Annotated in this window: 18 protein-coding genes; 12 read left to right on the plus strand and 6 right to left on the minus strand. The window is 55.7% G+C overall.

Annotated elements, in window-relative coordinates:
* The first annotated feature begins 3 nt into the window (after positions 1-3).
* Together nusB and thiL are read left to right on the plus strand one after the other, a co-directional pair.
* Complete coding sequence (nusB, locus tag Absy_RS02640) at positions 4-531, plus strand: transcription antitermination factor NusB (protein ID WP_048853177.1); 528 nt, start codon at positions 4-6, stop codon at positions 529-531.
* Positions 500-1,495 carry a thiamine-phosphate kinase gene (gene thiL, locus Absy_RS02645; RefSeq protein WP_371861722.1) on the plus strand — a complete coding sequence of 332 codons (996 nt, stop codon included), beginning with the start codon at positions 500-502 and terminating at the stop codon, positions 1,493-1,495. The genes nusB and thiL overlap by 32 nt, the downstream gene beginning before the upstream one ends.
* Before the next feature lie 50 nt (positions 1,496-1,545).
* On the opposite strand, the gene Absy_RS02650 is transcribed toward thiL, so the two are convergent.
* Entirely contained in the window at positions 1,546-2,691 is a 1,146-nt protein-coding gene (locus Absy_RS02650) for a GNAT family N-acetyltransferase (protein ID WP_048853179.1), read from the minus strand.
* A 75-nt stretch (positions 2,692-2,766) separates the two neighbouring features.
* On the opposite strand from Absy_RS02650, the gene Absy_RS02655 reads away from it, so the two are divergent.
* The gene (locus tag Absy_RS02655) at positions 2,767-3,564 is read left to right on the plus strand and encodes an SDR family NAD(P)-dependent oxidoreductase (RefSeq protein WP_048853204.1); all 798 of its coding nucleotides are present in this window, start codon (positions 2,767-2,769) and stop codon (positions 3,562-3,564) included.
* A 123-nt stretch (positions 3,565-3,687) separates the two neighbouring features.
* Here Absy_RS02655 and Absy_RS02660 read toward each other — a convergent pair whose 3' ends face one another.
* Positions 3,688-5,076: an NAD-dependent succinate-semialdehyde dehydrogenase gene (locus Absy_RS02660; protein ID WP_048853180.1), complete on the minus strand. Its 1,389-nt coding sequence runs from the start codon at positions 5,074-5,076 to the stop codon at positions 3,688-3,690.
* A 151-nt stretch (positions 5,077-5,227) separates the two neighbouring features.
* On the opposite strand from Absy_RS02660, the gene Absy_RS02665 reads away from it, so the two are divergent.
* Entirely contained in the window at positions 5,228-6,229 is a 1,002-nt protein-coding gene (locus tag Absy_RS02665) for an AraC family transcriptional regulator (protein ID WP_245614685.1), read from the plus strand.
* Positions 6,230-6,257: 28 nt separating this feature from the next.
* Here the strand turns inward: Absy_RS02665 and cysG are convergent, their stop codons facing one another.
* Positions 6,258-7,664 carry a siroheme synthase CysG gene (cysG, locus tag Absy_RS02670; RefSeq protein WP_048853181.1) on the minus strand — a complete coding sequence of 469 codons (1,407 nt, stop codon included), beginning with the start codon at positions 7,662-7,664 and terminating at the stop codon, positions 6,258-6,260.
* Positions 7,665-7,813: 149 nt separating this feature from the next.
* Here cysG and cobG point away from each other — a divergent pair, with 149 nt between their 5' ends.
* The 4 genes from cobG to cobJ are packed head-to-tail and all read left to right on the plus strand — an operon-like array spanning position 7,814 to position 11,181.
* Positions 7,814-9,079: a precorrin-3B synthase gene (gene cobG, locus Absy_RS02675; RefSeq protein ID WP_245614687.1), complete on the plus strand. Its 1,266-nt coding sequence runs from the start codon at positions 7,814-7,816 to the stop codon at positions 9,077-9,079.
* Positions 9,066-9,695, plus strand: a complete 630-nt coding sequence (locus Absy_RS02680) for a precorrin-8X methylmutase (protein WP_048853182.1) — start codon at positions 9,066-9,068, stop codon at positions 9,693-9,695. The genes cobG and Absy_RS02680 overlap by 14 nt, the downstream gene beginning before the upstream one ends.
* Positions 9,692-10,417 carry a precorrin-2 C(20)-methyltransferase gene (locus Absy_RS02685; protein ID WP_095351409.1) on the plus strand — a complete coding sequence of 242 codons (726 nt, stop codon included), beginning with the start codon at positions 9,692-9,694 and terminating at the stop codon, positions 10,415-10,417. Before Absy_RS02680 ends, Absy_RS02685 begins: the two co-directional genes overlap by 4 nt.
* The gene (cobJ, locus tag Absy_RS02690) at positions 10,414-11,181 is read left to right on the plus strand and encodes a precorrin-3B C(17)-methyltransferase (protein ID WP_048853184.1); all 768 of its coding nucleotides are present in this window, start codon (positions 10,414-10,416) and stop codon (positions 11,179-11,181) included. The genes Absy_RS02685 and cobJ overlap by 4 nt, the downstream gene beginning before the upstream one ends.
* Here the strand turns inward: cobJ and Absy_RS02695 are convergent.
* On the minus strand, positions 11,148-11,978 hold the full coding sequence (locus tag Absy_RS02695; protein WP_048853185.1) for a cobalt-precorrin-6A reductase: 831 nt from the start codon (positions 11,976-11,978) through the stop codon (positions 11,148-11,150). The two genes, cobJ and Absy_RS02695, sit on opposite strands and share 34 nt — an antisense overlap.
* A 115-nt stretch (positions 11,979-12,093) precedes the next feature.
* Between Absy_RS02695 and Absy_RS02700 the strand changes: the two genes are divergently transcribed.
* From Absy_RS02700 to cobM, 3 genes are read left to right on the plus strand one after another with little or no spacing between them, the layout of a single operon-like run.
* Positions 12,094-13,335, plus strand: a complete 1,242-nt coding sequence (locus tag Absy_RS02700) for a bifunctional cobalt-precorrin-7 (C(5))-methyltransferase/cobalt-precorrin-6B (C(15))-methyltransferase (RefSeq protein WP_048853186.1) — start codon at positions 12,094-12,096, stop codon at positions 13,333-13,335.
* Positions 13,332-13,703: a cobalamin biosynthesis protein gene (locus Absy_RS02705; protein WP_048853187.1), complete on the plus strand. Its 372-nt coding sequence runs from the start codon at positions 13,332-13,334 to the stop codon at positions 13,701-13,703. Before Absy_RS02700 ends, Absy_RS02705 begins: the two co-directional genes overlap by 4 nt.
* A gap of 3 nt (positions 13,704-13,706) precedes the next feature.
* On the plus strand, positions 13,707-14,459 hold the full coding sequence (cobM, locus tag Absy_RS02710; RefSeq protein WP_048853188.1) for a precorrin-4 C(11)-methyltransferase: 753 nt from the start codon (positions 13,707-13,709) through the stop codon (positions 14,457-14,459).
* On the opposite strand, the gene Absy_RS02715 is transcribed toward cobM, so the two are convergent.
* Positions 14,456-15,550, minus strand: coding sequence for a cobalt-precorrin-5B (C(1))-methyltransferase (locus Absy_RS02715; RefSeq protein ID WP_048853189.1), 1,095 nt, complete (start codon positions 15,548-15,550; stop codon positions 14,456-14,458). The two genes, cobM and Absy_RS02715, sit on opposite strands and share 4 nt — an antisense overlap.
* Positions 15,551-15,643: 93 nt before the next feature.
* Positions 15,644-16,093 (minus strand): hypothetical protein, encoded by a 450-nt coding sequence (locus tag Absy_RS02720; protein WP_048853190.1) that lies wholly within the window; start codon positions 16,091-16,093, stop codon positions 15,644-15,646.
* A 222-nt stretch (positions 16,094-16,315) separates the two neighbouring features.
* Here Absy_RS02720 and Absy_RS02725 point away from each other — a divergent pair, with 222 nt between their 5' ends.
* Positions 16,316-17,572 (plus strand): dicarboxylate/amino acid:cation symporter, encoded by a 1,257-nt coding sequence (locus Absy_RS02725; protein WP_048853191.1) that lies wholly within the window; start codon positions 16,316-16,318, stop codon positions 17,570-17,572.
* Positions 17,573-17,651 lie beyond the last annotated feature (79 nt).

Below are 17,651 nucleotides of genomic sequence, written 5' to 3' on the forward strand. Positions count from 1 at the left end.
CGGATGACAGGATTACAGGACCAACCCAAGCTTAAGGCCGCTCAACGGCCACGCACAGCCGCGCGTGTTGCCGCCGTGCAGGCGCTGTTCCAGATTGAACAGAATGGTGACCGTCCGGACTCCGTTATCGAGCAGTTTCTGGTGCATAGGTTTGGCACGACCTTAAGCGGTGAATCTTACGAAGATGGCCGTATTCCCGAGGCCGATGTGGCGCTCTTCACATCGATTGTTAAGGGGGCAATTTCTAACCGGACTGCCATTGAGCAGGATATTGTCAAAACCCTGCCATCCACATGGCCTATCGAGCGCCTGGACCCGGTATTGCGCGCGCTCTTTTTTGCAGCCATTGCAGAATCCCGTCGCGCAGAAGTGCCTGCCCCCGTGCTGATTAACGAGTATATGGATGTGGCGCATGGTTTTTTCTTTGGAGATGAACCGCGTCTTGTGAATGGCGTGCTTGATACGCTTTTCAAAAATCCGACATCGGTTGAGGATCATGATAACACCACAGGCACCCCAACCGAAGATTGATCTGCCTCAGGAGTTTGCCTTTATAAGGCAGCATTTTTCTGCCCTTGCCGGGCCCGCTGCCCTGAATCTGCGTGATGATGCTGCCGTTTTCCTCCCCCCACCGGGGAGAGAAATGGTGATGGCAGTGGATGCCATGGTAGAAAACGTGCATTTTCTACCCACCGACCCGCCCGATACAATTGGCCGCAAGCTGTTGCGGTGTAATTTATCCGACCTTGCTGCAATGGGCAGCAAGCCAGAAGGCTGGTTATTGGCCTTTGCCCGTCCTGCCCATATTACGGAAGACTGGGTGGAACAGTTTTGCCATGGCTTGGCGCAGGATCAGCACATATTCGGTTTAAGCCTGATGGGCGGGGATACAACCTCTACCTCCGGTCCCCTTGTTCTTTCGCTTACAATAGTGGGTTCGGTTCTGCCCGGTCAGGCAATCCGGCGGTCTGGCGCGCGTGCGGGGGATGGGCTGTGGGTGAGCGGTACCATAGGGGATGGTGCTCTGGGCCTGCGTGTGTTGCAGAGTGTGCCCAACATGGTGGACCCAACGGGGCATTTGGCCCAACGTTATCGCCTGCCGCAACCCCGCATCGGGCTGCCTCTCTATGGTCTCGCTTCTGCTGCGATGGATGTTTCTGATGGGTTGGTGCAGGATGCAGGGCATCTGGCGCGGGAGAGTGGCCTGCATGTGCGTATTGAGGCTCACGCTGTGCCGCTTTCAAGGGCAGCACAAGCCCTTGGTGCTGCTGTTCTGGAAACCTGTCTGACAGGCGGTGACGATTATGAAATTCTGTTTGCCGTGCCACCAGAGCGCGAGGAGCAACTGCTACATACCCCCATATTGACCACACCTCATGGGGCCGTGCCGGTCACGCGTATAGGACAGTTTGAAGCTGGAGCAGTCGGGGTATCAGTTATAAACAGTCAGGGCATACCCATGGCGCTGAAAACCAGCGGGTGGAGCCACCTGTAACCATTGGTGGCATCCATTTTTACAATTTTTCTTGGATATATTTGGGAAAATTAATCCAGAATTTTTTCAAACATACGGTGGCGTTTGTAAGGGGTGGGGGCAATGCGTTCTATCAGCTTACGCAGCCCTTCGTGTGTTTCCAGCACCCAGCCGAGTTCAATGGTTCGGTAAGGCAGTTCATGCCCGCGCTGCATCAGTTCATCAATAATCAGCACAGGCAGCATGGCGCGCAACGCAGTGCCCAGATATTTTTTGCGCACCCCCAGCAAGACAACTCGCGCTGAATGAAAATCGTGTTTGAGAATGCGAGAGCCCAGCTTGAGCCAGCCTAGAGGAGTAGGGGCCCCACCAAGGTCTTTGCTTACGTCGAACATGTTGGGCACAACCAGTGCTATGGCAGCAGGTTCTCCCTCTACTTCTGCCAGAACATATTGAGCCGGGCGCAGGATTGGTTTGAGAGCCTTGAGCAAAGACTGCACTTCGTTAGATGTGAGGGGGACATTACCCCATGTGCCATCCCAGGCATCGTTATAAATTTCACGCAGTATTTCCGCGTCTTCATCAACATGCTTCAGGCGTAGGCCACGCATGGTAATGTTGCCAAGGCGCTGGCGCAGGTTTGCGGGAATCTGATTGGCCTGTTCAGCCTGTGGCCCCGTTTCCATACGGTAGGAGAGCAGATCAACCGCTTTATGAAAACCAGCCTGTTCCAATGCAGGAGCAATAGTGGCCGGGTGCCATGGAGTGCCGATCATGGGGATTTCATTTTGCCCCTCGATCATGACCCCGGATTGCCCATTGCTGTTGAGCGTCCATGGTCCACGGATACGCTCAATCCCGCGCTTTTTGAGCCATACGGTCGCGGCATCCAGCAACAGTGGAATACATTTTGGTTCTGTGGTGTCTAGTGCACCAAAAAAGCCCGTTCTTGGGCCGGGTTGGTGGAGGACAAACGAATCTATCTGGGCAGATATGCGGCCAATGGGTTTGCCATTGCGCCATGCCAGAAAGTAACACGCAAAGCCGTGCTCAAAAAAAGGTGCCTTGCGGGGGGAGAGCATATCGCGCTCTTCCATATCCAGCGGAGGAACATATCCGGGTAAGCCATCGTAAAGCATACGCGGAAGCTTTATAAAGAGAGCAAGCTGACGTGAGCCCGAAACAGGGGAAACGGTAATCTGAGTCGGGAAAGACATTGCCCCTCCAAGGAATGGAATGTGAAAAACTTTCCGGGTGATGCCTTATTCTGCCTCGATGGGAAAGGAAAAAATGTGAGTTCTGAGGCATCTGGAGAAGCCATTTTGCGTTCTGTACTCATTACGGGGGCGACGGGCGGTATTGGTGCGGAACTTGCCCACCAATATGCAACGCCCGGTCGCACATTGATTTTGTGGGGCAGAAATCCCCAGCGTTTAACGCAACTGGCAACGGATTGCTGTGCGCGTGGTGCGGTGGTGCACACGCGACAGGTGGACCTTTGTGACGGTGCTGCGGCTCTTGCAGCCTTTGATGAGGATGATGCCGCGCACAAACCCGACTGCGTTGTGCTGGGAGCTGGCCTGTCGGACATCCAGTCTCTGGAGGACAAAACGGAAGATCCGGCTAAAGTGCTCCAGCTTGGACTGGTTAACTACGCAACTCCGGTTACGCTGGCCACGGCTGCGGCAAAAAGCATGATCAACCGCGGTGGAGGGCATATTGCGCTCATAGGTTCGGTTGCAGGTTTTTACGAAATGCCATTCTCCGCTGCTTATAGCAGTTCCAAGTCGGGGCTGGCTTTTTTTGCCAAGTCCGCGGGGCTTGCATGGCAGAGGTATGGGGTCAAACTCACTTTGATTGTCCCCGGTTTTGTTGATACACCGATGAGCCAGCGCCTGGAAGGACCACGACCTTTTTTGGTACCAGCCAAAAAAGCCGCGCGTCTTATTGTTCGCTCGATTGCGCGTGGTCAGCGGGAATATGTGTTCCCATGGCCATTCCGTGTGTTGCGGGTGGTGGAGCGTTTGTTACCGCAGAAGTTGCGTGAGTATATTTTGTTGCGACTGGCTGTGGGGCAGACCGAACGCTAGGCCTGTTCCTGTCGTAGTTTATACAAAAAAGCCCGGCAGATTTTGCCGGGCTTTTTTGTATGGATGAACCGTGCGCGGCCCAATGGTGCCACGCACAGGCTCTGGGTTGATGGAACCGCTCAATCAGAACGGTGCATCAATATCCACGACGTCGATCAGTTTGTGGTTGACGAATTCCTTGATCCCAAGACCAATCAGCTCCCGCCCAAAGCCGGAACGGGCAACACCACCAAAAGGCAGATCCGCTTTTACCATTGTAGGATGGTTAATATAAACCATGCCAGTATAGATGCGTCGGGCTACTTCCACACCGCGCTTGGTGTCCTGCGTAAAGACGGAACCACCAAGCCCGTAGGGGGAGTCATTGGCAATGCGAATGGCATCTTCCGTATCTTTGGCGCGGTAGAGCTGGGTTACCGGACCAAAAAATTCCCACAGGCGTGCTGGGTTGTTTTCCAGGTTGGTTAGCAGAACAGGCTGGAAGAAAGCACCTTTTTCGGGCACTGGAGCACCAATAACTTCTGCCTTGGCTCCCAGCTTGCAGGCTTCTTCTACCTGTGCGCGCAGATCATCCGCAGCTTTTTGCGAGGAGAGAGGGGCAAGCGTGGTAGCGGGGTCCATAGGGTCGCCTGCTTTGAGAGCTGCAACACCTTTTTTGTAGAGATCAACAAAGCGGTCATAGATGGCATCAGCCACAATCAGGCGTTTGGAGGAAACGCACACCTGACCAGCATTCCAGTGGCGGCCAAAAACTGCCCATTTAACGGCTTTTTCCAGATCTGCATCATCAAGCACAATAAACGCATCGGAACCGCCGAGTTCCATGGTTGCTTTTTTCAGCGCTTTGCCAGCAACCGATGCCACAATAGCCCCGGCACCTTCGGAACCGGTCAGGGCAACACCACACACGCGGGGGTCGTTCAGCACGGTTTCGGTATGGTGGCGGGCCAGATACAGGTTGCGGAATGCACCATCCGGCAGACCGGCTTTAACCATAAGGTCATCAAAAGCAGCAGCACACTGCGGCACGTTGGACGCATGTTTGAGAATAACCGTATTACCGGCAGAAAGCTGCGGCGCAATAATGCGGGCAATCTGGTAGTAAGGGAAGTTCCATGGTTCGATGGCGAACACAATGCCCTGTGGCTCATGCACCAACATGGCCTGACCTTCTTCGGGGTTTTTAACGGGCAGAGGCTCGGCAGCCAGCAGGCGTTCGGCATGTTCGGCGTAATATTCAAAAATTTCAGCCGAAAGAATGACCTCAGCCTTGGCTTCTCCAAAAACTTTACCCATTTCCAGCGTCAGCAGGGCTGCATAATCATCCAGATTATCACGCAGGATTTTTGCAGCAGATGCCATCACTTTGGAACGTTCTGCAAAGGGAGCATCCCGCCAGGACTGGAATGCGGCATAAGAGGCATCCAGTGCTGCCTGCACGTCCTGATCGGTTGCATCAGCAAAGGTTTTAACGACTTCACCCGTGTAGGGGTTGGTTGAGGCGTAGGCCATAATTCTGGTTTTTCCTTACCTGTTTAATTCAGTGGTATCAGGATGATCTGGAAAGGCATAGGAGTGGTAGAGCAATTCTGCTCACTTCTTGCCTAATTCTCTCGCAGCACTTCCCCCTATGGTATTTTAGGCAAGAGGATGTGTAGGCCGATTGCCTTATTCTGCCATATCTGGAATGGTGCGTGGCCTTATGGGGCGGGAGGGTGCGCATATGTCGGATAATCTGGCGGAATTACAAAATCTGGTGCTCAAACACTGTACGCGCTCCACGGTAACAACCGCTATTCCTGAACTGACGCTCTACCGAGCAGAAGCCGTAAGCGAGCCTATTCCGTTTGTTTTTGAACCACGTGTGTATGTGATTGTGCAGGGCAGCAAGCAGGTCATGCTCCGCGACCGTGTGTTCGATTATGATGCCAGCCATTACCTTGTTACCGCCGTTGATCTGCCGGTGGCAGGCTGTATTACGCAGGCTTCCCCCGAACATCCCTACCTTGCTCTTTGTCTGGCACTGGACCCTGTGCAGATTGCCGAATTGCTGCTGGTTGTGAATGAGCAGCAGGTCGACCCCAATCAGGCGTGTATTATGGGTATGGGGTTAAGCCCGCTTAATGCAGGCATTATCGACCCACTCCTGCGTTTGATGAAACTGCTGGACCAACCGGAGGATATTCCCATCCTCAAACCGCTGATTGTTCGCGAACTGCTTTACCGGCTGTTACAGGGGGATCAGGGGTGTGCTCTCCGCCAGATTGCTACAGCTGGGAGCACGCTCTCCCAGATCAATCGGGCGATTCACTGGATTTCCCAGCATTATGTGGAATCGTTCGATATCAGCCGCGCGGCCAGTGTGGCCGGTATGGGCCTCTCCACCTTCCACAGGCATTTTCGGGTGGCAACCAATATGAGCCCCCTGCAATACCGCACACAGCTCAGACTGCAGGAGGCACGTAGGCGTATGGTAAGCGAAAACGTGGATGCAGCAGAAGCGGCCTTTGCCGTGGGGTACGAAAGTCCTTCTCAGTTTAGCCGCGAGTATCGTCGGATGTTTGGTCGCCCCCCTGCAAAGGATGCGCTTTGCGTCAGGGCTGATCAGCTATCCGAGCGCAATAGTGCAAGACCCCTGTATGTGCATCAGACGCACTGCGACTAAAATCAGGGTGGGCAGGGCAGGCTGGCTGTTATGTTGGGGCGGAAACAACCCGGTGCTTCACAACTTCCCCCACAATAACCAGTGCTGGGCTGGTTATCCGGTTATCAGCGACCAATTGTGGCAGGGTGGAGAGCGTACCGCTCAACACACGCTGGTTGGGGAGTGTGCCGCGTTCTACAATGGCAGCGGGCCAGTCGGCTGGTAGTCCGTGCTCAATCAGGCGGACACAAAGCTGGTTGACGAGTGTGAGCCCCATGTAAATCACAATGGTCTGGCTTTTAAGGGCTATGGTCTCCCATGCCAGCTTCAGGGTGCCATCGGCTCTGGCATGGCCTGTAATAAACAGGCAGGCCTGTGCGCAGTCACGGTGCGTGAGTGGAATACCCGCATAGGCCGCGCATCCATTAGCGGCTGAAATGCCCGGAATAACACGGAAAGGCACACCAGCATCCACCAGTGCTTCTATTTCCTCTCCTCCGCGGCCAAAAATAAAGGGATCTCCCCCCTTAAGTCTCAACACACGCTCTCCGGCTTTTGCGCGGCGGATGAGTTCAGCATTAATTCCGCCTTGGGGCAGTGTGTGGTTGTTGGTCTGTTTGCCAACAAAAACTCTCTCGGCATCGCGGCGGACGTAGTTCAGCACATCCGGGCCAACCAGATTATCGTAAAGAACGCTATCTGCATCCTGCATAAGTCGCAGGGCGGCCAAAGTGAGCAGGTCCGGGTTGCCGGGGCCAGCACCTACGAGCCAGACTTCTCCTGTTTTTGCATGTCCTTCGCGCAGAATACGGTCGAGTTCCTGCTGAGCAGCCTGGGAATCCCCTGCCATAGCAAGAGAGCCGCCCACTCCATCCAAAAAGCGTTCCCACACCCGGCGACGTATGGCGGAATCTGGCACCTGTTTGCGTAATGCCAGACGGCTGTGCTGCATAAAGGCTGCCAGCAGGTGGAGACCTGCAGGCATGATCTCCTCTATTTTTGCCCGTAGCCTGCGGGCCAGAACGGGGGCGGCTCCTCCGGTGGAAACCGCAATCTGCACAGCACCGCGTGTGGTCATGGCGGGAGTAATAAAGCTGGAAACATCGGGTGCATCGACCGCACACACGGGTATGTTCATGCTTTGGCACAAGGCGCTGAGTGTTGCATTGAGCTGGCTGTTGCTGGTGGCCAGATAAACCATGCGGCAGCCGGGCAGGCGGACTGCCAGGTTTTCTACCGTGGCGTCCTGCCTAGTCGCCTGCGCTTTGCCAGCTCCTACAAGCCGTTCCAGTTCGGGGGAAAGAGTGGGAGATAGAATTTCCACCAGTGCACCCGTGGGCACAAGGAGCTGCACCTTGTTTGCCGCGACATTGCCGCCGCCAACCACAAGAACACGCGCCCCTTCCAAACGGAGCATGATCGGAAACCAACTGGTTCGCTCAAATGAAGCCTGCATGGTTCATGCTGCAAGCAGGGTTTTGCGTTGGATGCAAGAGGAAGCTGCATCAAACTGCATAAAAGTAGATGCCTGCCGTGCCCCACGCTACTTTGACAACTCCACTTCTTGCAGCCTAACACGAACGCAAAACAGCCTCTGTACGTTGTGTGGTGGAGGCCGACCAGACGGGAGAAACCGAAGTGTATGGCGGTTTTGCTCAACCGGAAGTCAAAGGATGGTGCCCCGGTCTTTTTGCACCCATGGAGGCGGCGGATGGCTGGCTGGTGCGTGTACGTCCGTTACTGGGGCGACTGGAAGCCGCGCAGGCTTTTTTGCTGGCGGATGTTGCGCAGGAACAGGGGAATGGACGTATTGGGCTAACCAATAGGGCCAGTTTGCAACTGCGTGGCTTTGGAGCCGATAACGCACGCCGTTTTCCCGATATTGCTGTGGCGGCGGGGCTTGGTTTGCGCGATGCAGGTATGGAGCGACGCCAGGCCATGCTGGTCTCCCCTCTGGCGGGGGATGATCCAACCTGTGCGGCTGACACCCGCGCTTGCGCAGAGTCCTTGCGTCATGCACTGGTCGGCGCGGAAGATCTGGCAGCGTTGCCGGGTAAGTTCGGTTTTGCCGTGGATGGCGGCGGCCTGTATGCCTCCGGTTTGTTGCAGGCAGATATTGTGCTGCGTGCCGTGGGTAATGGTCTGTGGTCCGTTGTGTGCGGAGGGGCGTATGGTATGCCGGTTACGCATAAGCTGGCTGTTGAGCAGGCAGTAAGGCTGGCCCGTATCTATGTTGCATCTCACCAGAATATTCGCCCCCAGCGCGATCCGGCTGTGGGGGCACGGTTGTTCCAACTGGCAGAGATTCCCTGCCAGTTGGAGACTAACGCCCCAATGCCGGTATGTGCCGGTGGTAGGCAGATAGGGGCGTTGGGGTATGGGCTATTTGCCTTGTCTATCCCTTTGGGCAGTATGACAGCGACCATGCTGCGTGATTGCGCTACAGTCGCGGCAACGCAAGGCGATGGCGTGTTGCGGTTAACGCCGTGGCGCAGCATTGTTCTGGGTGGTCTGGTGCAGATTCCGGTGGTTGCCGGGATGGTGAGCGACCCGACCTCTCCATTGCTGCGCATATGGGCGTGCAGTGGCATTCAGGCCTGTGCGCAGGCAGCGGGGGAAACAGAGGCGCTTGCCCGGAACCTGGCCCCTTTGTTGCCAGATGGCGCAAGCCTTCATGTTTCGGGCTGCCGTAAGGGGTGTGCTCACCCGGCATCTGCGGATTATACGCTGGTGGCAGGCACCCAAGGGTATGGGCTGGTGCGCAACGGATCGGCCTCAGGGCATGTGGAAAGTCTGTTCGATAATGAACAGGCTGTTTATACAGCATTTCAAACATTCAGGCAGGAAGGAGCGGTAGATGCCAGCCTATGAGTATATTCGGGATGGGGCGGCCATCTACCAGCGTTCTTTTGCAACCATCCGGGCAGAGGCAGACCTGAGCGCTTTTACACCCGAGCAGGCTACTGTGGTGGTGCGCATTATTCATGCCTGCGGCATGGTGGGGGTAGCGCAGTCCGTGTCCATGACTGACGATCTGGTGCCTCGTGCGCGGCAGGCCCTGCGGGATGGTTGCCCTATTCTGTGCGATGCGGAAATGGTCGCACGCGGTGTTACACGCACCCGTCTGCCTGCCGATAATGATGTGGTCTGCACACTGCGGGACCCACGAACCCCCCAGCAGGCGCAGGCCATTGGTAACACCCGCTCCGCCGCAGCGCTTGATTTTTGGGGCGACAGGCTGAAAGGCGCTGTTGTGGCTATTGGCAACGCCCCTACGGCTCTGTTCCATCTGTTGGAGTTGCTGGATGCGGGGGCTCCGCGGCCCGCTGCGGTGCTGGGTGTGCCTGTCGGGTTTGTTGGAGCAGCAGAATCCAAGGAGGCCCTGACTAAAAGACACGATGTGCCATGGCTGGTCGTGCATGGTCGGTTGGGAGGGAGTGCAATGGCCGCTGCCGCTCTGAACGCCCTTGCATCCGAGGTCGAATAATGGCGGGAACTCTGAGCATTGTGGGCGTAGGGCCGGGAGATCCGGAACTGATAACCCTGCGTGCAGCAAGGCTGATTGGGTCAGCTTCGGTCGTGGCATATTTCTGTCGGGAAAAACATCCCAGTCAGGCACGGACCATCGCGCAGGCCCATATTGGCCCCGATACGGAAGAGCTAAGGCTGGTTTATCCGTTTACAACCGAGGTTTCGGTGGGTGACCCCGCCTACCACCAGAACATGACGGCTTTTTATGACCAGAGTGCCCAACGTCTTGCGGCGGCTCTGGCCTCCGGTCGCAATGTCACGTTGCTGTGCGAGGGAGACCCATTCCTTTATGGTTCAGCCATGTACGTGTTTGACCGGCTGCACAAGCAGTGGAACACGCAGGTTGTGCCGGGGATTATGGCCATGAATGGCTGCTGGAGCCAGGCGCAGGCTCCCATGACCCACGGGGATGACGTGTTGTGTGTCCTCCCTGCAACCCTGCCTGAGGCAAAGCTTGCAAGCTGGCTGGAACGTGCAGATGCAGCAGTCATCATGAAGATCGGGCGCAATATGCCCCATGTGCGTCAGGCCATTAGCCAAAGTGGCCGCATGGATGATGCGTTATATGTAGAACGTGGCACACAGGGGGGGCAGGTTATTACGCCTTTGGCTGAGCGGGAAGGTGCGGCTCCTTATTTTTCCCTTGTGCTGCTGCCCGGAAGGAAGCGTGTGCGATGAGCGGTGGTTCTCTGGTTGTAGTTGGTCTTGGCCCGGGCAATCCGCAACAGCTTACACCACAAGCGTATGAGGCGTTGGCGGCAGCCACCGACCTTGTTGGTTATGCCCCCTATGTTCGCCGTGTACAGGCCGGACCGGAGGTTGTGCGCCATATTTCCGACAATCGGGAGGAAATATCCCGCGCACGGCACGCGCTGGAACTGGCCATGAGTGGGCGGCATGTTGCGGTTGTGTCTGGTGGGGATGCCGGGGTGTTCGGTATGGCCAGCGCGGTGTTCGAAGCGGTGGAAACGGGCCTGCCAGAGTGGCGTACGCTCGATATCCGGGTTGTTCCTGGCGTAAGTGCCGTGCTGGCTGCCGCAGCCCGGCTTGGTGCACCGCTTGGGGGGGATTTTTGTGTGATTTCCCTCTCGGATAACCTTAAACCATGGTCAGTTGTGCTGGAACGTTTGCGGCTGGCTGCACAGGCCGGATTTGTTATTGCCCTGTACAACCCGCGCTCCCATGCCCGCCCGTGGCAGTTGGGGGCGGCTTTCGAGCATTTGCGGCAGAGTATGCGAGGGGACGAACCCGTTGCCTTTGCCCGTGCTGTGGGCCGAGCGGACGAAACCATCCGACTGTCCACCATTGCGCAGGCCGATGCGGAGTGGGCTGATATGAGCACACTGGTGCTTATTGGTTGCCCGGCAACCCGGCTTGTGGAACGGCCAATGGGGCAGGAACCCTGGCTTTACACAGCCCGTAAGGTTGAAGAAGCAAGGTGATTCAACCATGCCAGAGCGGCAGCAGCATCTTTGGCACGTGGGGTATTATATTGGGGGGGGCGTGAGACCATGATCACAGGTATGCGTAACATGCGCGCCGCCTCCAGTTTGGCACCTGTGGCCGTTCCTCCCGAGTTTTTGGTAACCAGAACGGTTATTTTTTGTTCAAGCATCAGCTTGTGCTCATCCGCGAGGTCAAAAGGACCGCGGGCTAGCAGAACTGTTGTATCCGGTGGCAGATCCGCAGTGGCTGGCTGTTCGATTGAACGGAACAGATAATGGTGCTGGGGGGCGACCAGAAAAGGACGGGTTTCTTTGCGTCCTGTCGTCAGGAACACGGATTGGGGGGAGGTATTCCACCGGCTTGCATAAGCCAGTTCTGTGGCTGCTTCCGTAATACTTTTTACCATGAGCCATTGGTCTTGTGGTGTGGCTTGCCATTCCGGTCTTTCCAGACGCAAGAGGGGAATATCCGCTTCCTTGCAGGCCATCATCGCATGGTGGCTCATTTGTGCGGCAAAGGGGTGGGTGGCATCTATAACAGCCATTATGCCATTCTGGCGCAACCAGCGCGTCAACCCGTCTGCACCACCAAAACCGCCAATACGCGTGGTTATACTGGGCAGATGTGGTTTGCTGGTGGCACCTGCGAGGGAGAGAATGGCATGGATGGCGAGCGTATGTGCCAGCGTGGTGCACAGGCTGCTGGCTTCTGTTGTGCCACCCAGTACCAGAACCCGCAAACGCGTAGCCGGGCCTTGTGGGACTTGCGGGAATGGCGGGTGCGCAGGAAGCATGGAACAACCTTGGTGCGTAAGAAGATCAAGCGTTTTATAAGCGCAGCATTTGTCGGCGGGCAAGCGTGTGTGCGACCGCCACAAAGTGGGATGGAGAGAAGGAAGCAAGCACGTTATGCCTGACTTGCACACTATGGCCGCACCTCCATGGCTCACGCTCATTGGCGTGGGCGAAGAGGGGCTGGACGGATTGACAGGTGCTGTCCGGAGCCTGATCGCACAAGCTGATTATGTCTTTGGTGGTGCACGGCATCTGGCATTGGTGGCCCCCCTGCCACAAGGGCAGTGCACGGCATGGCCCACGCCGTTTAGTGCTGGCGTGCAACAGGTTTTGGCATTGCGCGGGCGGTCTGTTGTTGTGCTGGCTTCTGGTGATCCGTTTTTTTACGGGGTTGGTGGTGTTTTTGCCCGCAGTCTTGATGCTCATGAAATGATATGCCTGCCAGCCCCGTCTTCCGTAGCGTTGGCCTGTGCGCGATTGGGGTGGGCGCAGGAGCAATGTCAGGTTGTTTCTGTCTGTGGCAGGCCCATGGAGCGGGTTCGTCCATTTTTACAGCCACGGTCCAAGTTGCTGGTGCTTTCTGCCAATGCCCAAACACCGCATGAACTGGCACAATGGCTGGTCTTGCTCGGGTTGGGGCAGGTGCAATGCTGCGTTATGGAGGCATTAGGTGGCAGGAATGAACGGTGCCGTCATTTTATAGCACAAGATGGACCACCTGCAGATGTGGGCGCTTTAAATCTGCTGGCGTTGGAATTACCTGCCAATGTTGCTGCCCAGTGCTTGCCTCAGTGTAGCGGCCTGCCCGATAGCTGTTTTGAGCATGATGGGCAATTGACCCGGCAGGAAATCAGGGCCGTAACCCTGTCAGCCCTTGCACCGCGGGGGGGAGAGATATTGTGGGATATTGGCGGCGGTGCCGGATCTGTTTCAATCGAATGGATGCTGTCTGCCCCCGGTTGCCGTGCCATAACGATTGAGAGCGCACCAGAGCGTGTGGCGCGTATTGCCCGCAATGCTCTGGCGTTGGGTGTGCCTGATTTGCAGGTTGTACACGCCCGTGCCCCTGATGGACTGGTGGGGTTAGAGACCCCGGATGCCATTTTTGTAGGAGGGGGAGGGAGCCGCACAGGTGTGCTTGAACAGGCTTGGGCCGCACTGCGCCCCGGAGGGCGCATTGTTGTGAATGCTGTGGTGGTAGAAACCGAAATGCGTCTTGTTCAAGCCATGCAGGAATGGGGCGGGCGTATGGTACGCTTTTCCGTTGCGCGGCTGGATGGGGTTGGCAGTTTCCACGCTTTTCGGCCCGCCATGACCGTTACCCAGTGGGTGGCCGAAAAGCCTGCCAGTCAATGATAGTGGTGGGTCTGGGTTGGCAAAAAGCGGCATTAGCCAGCAATGCGCTGGAGCTTGTTGTTGGTAGTCTTGAAAAAGCTGGAGTTCCCGTTCCGGCGTATATTGCTGCGCCCGATTTTAAAAAAGAGGATATTCTGCCGCAGGCTGTGGCTGAGATGCTGGGAGCAGAAGTGTTATGGATAAATCCGCTCGCTTTGCGGCAGATGCAGGCTTGCTGCCAAACATTCTCGACCACGGTCAGCCAGCATGTAGGGGTTGCATCTGTGGCTGAGGCGTGTGCTCTTGCTGGTGCGGGGCAGGGGAGTTTTCTGCGCCTGCCACGTCAGGCATTCTGTGGCGTAACCTGTGCGGTAGCTGAAGGAGACTAAAACGTGACGGTTCATTTTATTGGCGCAGGTCCGGGGGCGGCAGACTTATTGACAATCCGGGGGCGGGACATTCTGGCTTCGTGCCCGGTTTGCCTTTACGCTGGCTCTATTGTGCCGCCAGATATGCTGCAATACTGCCCTGATGGTGCGCGGCTGGTGGATACAGCCCCTATGTCCTTGGATGAAATCGAAGCCGAATATGTGCGCGCCCATAAAACTGGGCAGGATATCGCACGTCTGCATTCCGGTGATCTGTCGATTTATAGTGCAGTGGCGGAACAGATACGCAGGCTGGAGCGGAACAACATTCCATGGACCATGACCCCCGGTGTGCCTGCCTTTGCCGCGGCCGCATCTGTGCTTGGGCGGGAGCTAACTGTACCGGGGGTGGCGCAAAGTGTTGTGCTTACGCGTATCAACGGCCGCGCTTCGGCTATGCCAGAGCACGAAAAACTGGAATCTTTTGCAGCGACCGGCGCAACATTGGCCATTCATCTCGCCGTTCACGCCCTGAACCGCATTGTGGCAACGCTAACGCCGTTTTATGGTCTGCAATGTCCTGTTGCCATTGTTGCCCGTGCCTCGTGGCCTGACCAGCTTGTGCTCCATGGCACGTTGGAAACAATTGAGGAAGAACTCGAACATAATCCCATAGAGCGCACTGCACTGGTGCTGGTAGGGCCGGCTCTTGCTGGCATAGCTGGACGGGAGAGTGCTTTGTATGATCCCGATTACCGTCGTCGCTTTAGGAGTTAAAGGGGAAGCGAAGGTGAGGAGGCCTGGCCTACTAGAATGCCAGCCCGGTCAAAAACCAGAACATCAAGCAGAATGGGAGCAGGGCTTAGGGTTTTGTAAGCCACGCTCCATGCTTTTTGGGCGATCAGGTTACCCATCGAAAAATTATGGGTCTGGGCGAGTAAAAATGCTTCTGCCACTGTGGGGCTGTTTTTAATCAAGGAAGCCAGTCCATCTGGTGCGCCATGTTGCGCTGCCAGTTGAGCCAAGGCTGACATGTCTGCCCGACTGCGGCTGGAATGCAGGTCCAGGCAGCCCTGACCCAGCTTGGTCATTTTTGCAATGCCCCCTGCTATACTCAAGCGCGAAACAGGGTGGTGCCGTACGTATTTTAACAGTCCTCCAGCAAAGTCTCCCATTTCAATCAGGGCAGTATCGGGGAGATTATAAAGTGCCTGCCCGGCTTTTTCGGATACATTACCTGTAGCGCCCAGAATGTGGGTTAATTTTTCGGCTCGCGCTACGTCCACACCACGATGGATACTTTCAATCCATGCAGAGCAGGAAAAAGGCATAACAATGCCTGTTGTGCCTAAAATGGATAACCCCCCCACAATGCCCAATCTGCCATTAAGGGTGCGTTGTGCCAGTTCTTCCCCATGATCAATACTGATTGTAACTTCCGCATCAGGTGGGGCGCCATGGTTGGCTTGGGTTAAGGCTGTGCGGATCATGGCGCGTGGGGTAGGGTTAATGGCCGGTTCTCCCGGAGGTAAAGGGAGCCCCGGTCGTGTAATGGTGCCAACGCCCGGACCGGCTTTGAAGATAATCCCTGAACCAACAGGGAGTGCTCGGACGGTACAGCGGATCATGGCACCGTGCGTAATATCCGGATCATCTCCCGCGTCTTTAACCACAGCAGCGCAAGGGGCCGTGGTGGTGCCTGTAAACTGGCAAAGGCTAAAAGCGACTTCTTTGCCAGAAGGGAGGGTAATCCATACGCTTGCTGGGGGTTCGTGCCCCTGTAGCACCATCCATGCGGCTTTTGCTGCCGCTGTGGCGCAACTGCCCGTGGTCCAGCCACGACGGAGGGGAGGAGCGTTTGGCTTCATACCCTGTCCGTGTCTCATACTCCATGGGGAGAAGGCAAATCTGAACGCAGGCAAGGTGCATTCAAAGCATCACTAAAACGTGCAGGAGGTTTTTTAGAATGAATCCAGCTTGAAATAAAGGCGAGAAATCTGGCCGGAAAGGTGTGCTCCATTGGCATGACCAGAGAAGGACATGTCTACGCCCTTGGCATTTTCCATAACAATACCGGCAGGACCGGCCCCAATGGCAACATCGCCGCCAACGGTCCAGTATGTGCCTTCAAAATCCACCAGACGGGAGAGGTTTCTAATGCAACCAGTACCCGTGACCTTGGCACTACCAAGGGCAAAGGCCCCACCTCCCTTAACCGAAATGGGATAACGCTGGCCACCATATGTGAGCGTCCCGCGCCCCCACATATACCCAATGGCTACGCCAACTTCCTGCATGGTAATCTCGATCTGTCCATCAGATGCGGTGTTGCACGCAGTCTTGGCCATAACCTGACCAGACAAGGCGGAAACCACAAGCAGGGATACAATACCGGAGCGGAAAAAGGACATAGATTAAAGCCGCCAGACGTCTGGAAAGTGGAGAAAATGACATGTCATGGAAACTGTAAAAGGGCAATGCTGAAACGTGGTGGTAAACTCCGATTTTAACACCGGCAGTGCAGCCAGCATATGAGCCAGACAATCAAGATTTTTGACGGGAAGAGCAGTCTTACTTATTAGGTGCCTCTTTGTTGCGGAATTTTGAATCAAAATGGGAGAGGAATCACGCTGATGGCAGCTGCCACGCAGTTCGGAAATACCAGGCGGCGGACATACGCCATCCTTGTTGCTCTCGTTTTGGGTATTGTCTGTGGGTTGTCCGTGCATGTTTGGGCACCGGCTTATATCAGTGCTGCGGAACAGGTTTCCACATTGCTGACCGGGCTCTTCCTCAGGTTGATTCGTATGGTGATTGCACCCTTGGTCTTCGCCACGCTGGTCAGCGGCATTGGTAAGCTTGGGGATGATACGTTGGTCCTGCGTGTGGGCGGCAAGGTCATTCTCTGGTTTCTGGCAATGTCCTTTATTTCTCTCACCATTGGTTTGCTGGCAGCAAATTTCTTGCAACCGGGAGCGGGCTTTTCCGCCCCACTTCCTGCGGACATCGCGTCTCTCAAGCATCCTTTTCAACCTATCGATTTTATTCTGCATATCGTGCCGACCAGTATACTGGATGCCATGTCGCGGAATGACATTCTTCAGATCGTGGTTTTTTCAGTGCTGTTTGGGGTGTCCCTGCCTGCAGCGGGCAAAGCAGGCAAAACCATGCTTGGATGGTCGGAAGAGCTGGCGCACATTATGTTGCGTATGACCGATATCGTTATGGTGTTGGCCCCTATCGCCGTTTTTGGGTCCATTATGGGGAGCCTTGCCCACAGCGGGCCAGAAATGATGATGCATTTCGGGCGTTTTCTGGTTCAGTTTTATGGAACCATCATGACGCTCTGGATCGTTCTGACGTTTATTGCATTCTGCGTTATTGGTCCCCGGATCAAGGAATTGATCAAGGAACTGGTGCAGCCTGTTCTGCTTGGCTTTGCTACGGCGAGTAGTGAGTCAGTCTATCCGCTTTTGTTGGAGCGGCTGGAGAATTTTGGTGTGCCATCACGCATTGCAGGTTTTGTGCTGCCATTAGGCTATAGCTTTAATCTGGATGGCTCCATCCTGTTTCAGTCCTTTGGGGCAATGTTCATTGCGCAGGCCTACGGCATTCATCTGCCATGGACCCAGCAGGCTCTTATGGTGCTGGTGATGATGTTGAGCAGTAAGGGGATAGCCGGGGTTCCGCGGGCATCGTTGGTTACGCTGGTTGCGGTGCTGCCGCAGTTTGGTCTGCCAGAGGCCGGTATCGCCCTCATTCTGGGGATTGATCATTTTCTGGATATGCTGCGTACCGCGACCAATGTGCTGGGCAATGGTTACGCTGCGGCTGTTTCCGCAAAGTGGGAGGGGGTCCTGTCAGACGGACCTACAGAGGATGTTCTTTAAACCAAGCCTCTGCCGCTCAAGCCAATAATGCGGCGAGAGCCCCTGATTTTATTATGGTGTAGGAATGTTTGTGTATGGA

It is taken from the genome of Acetobacter syzygii, from assembly GCF_000964225.1.
GTDB classification, from domain to species: Bacteria; Pseudomonadota; Alphaproteobacteria; order Acetobacterales; family Acetobacteraceae; genus Acetobacter; species Acetobacter syzygii.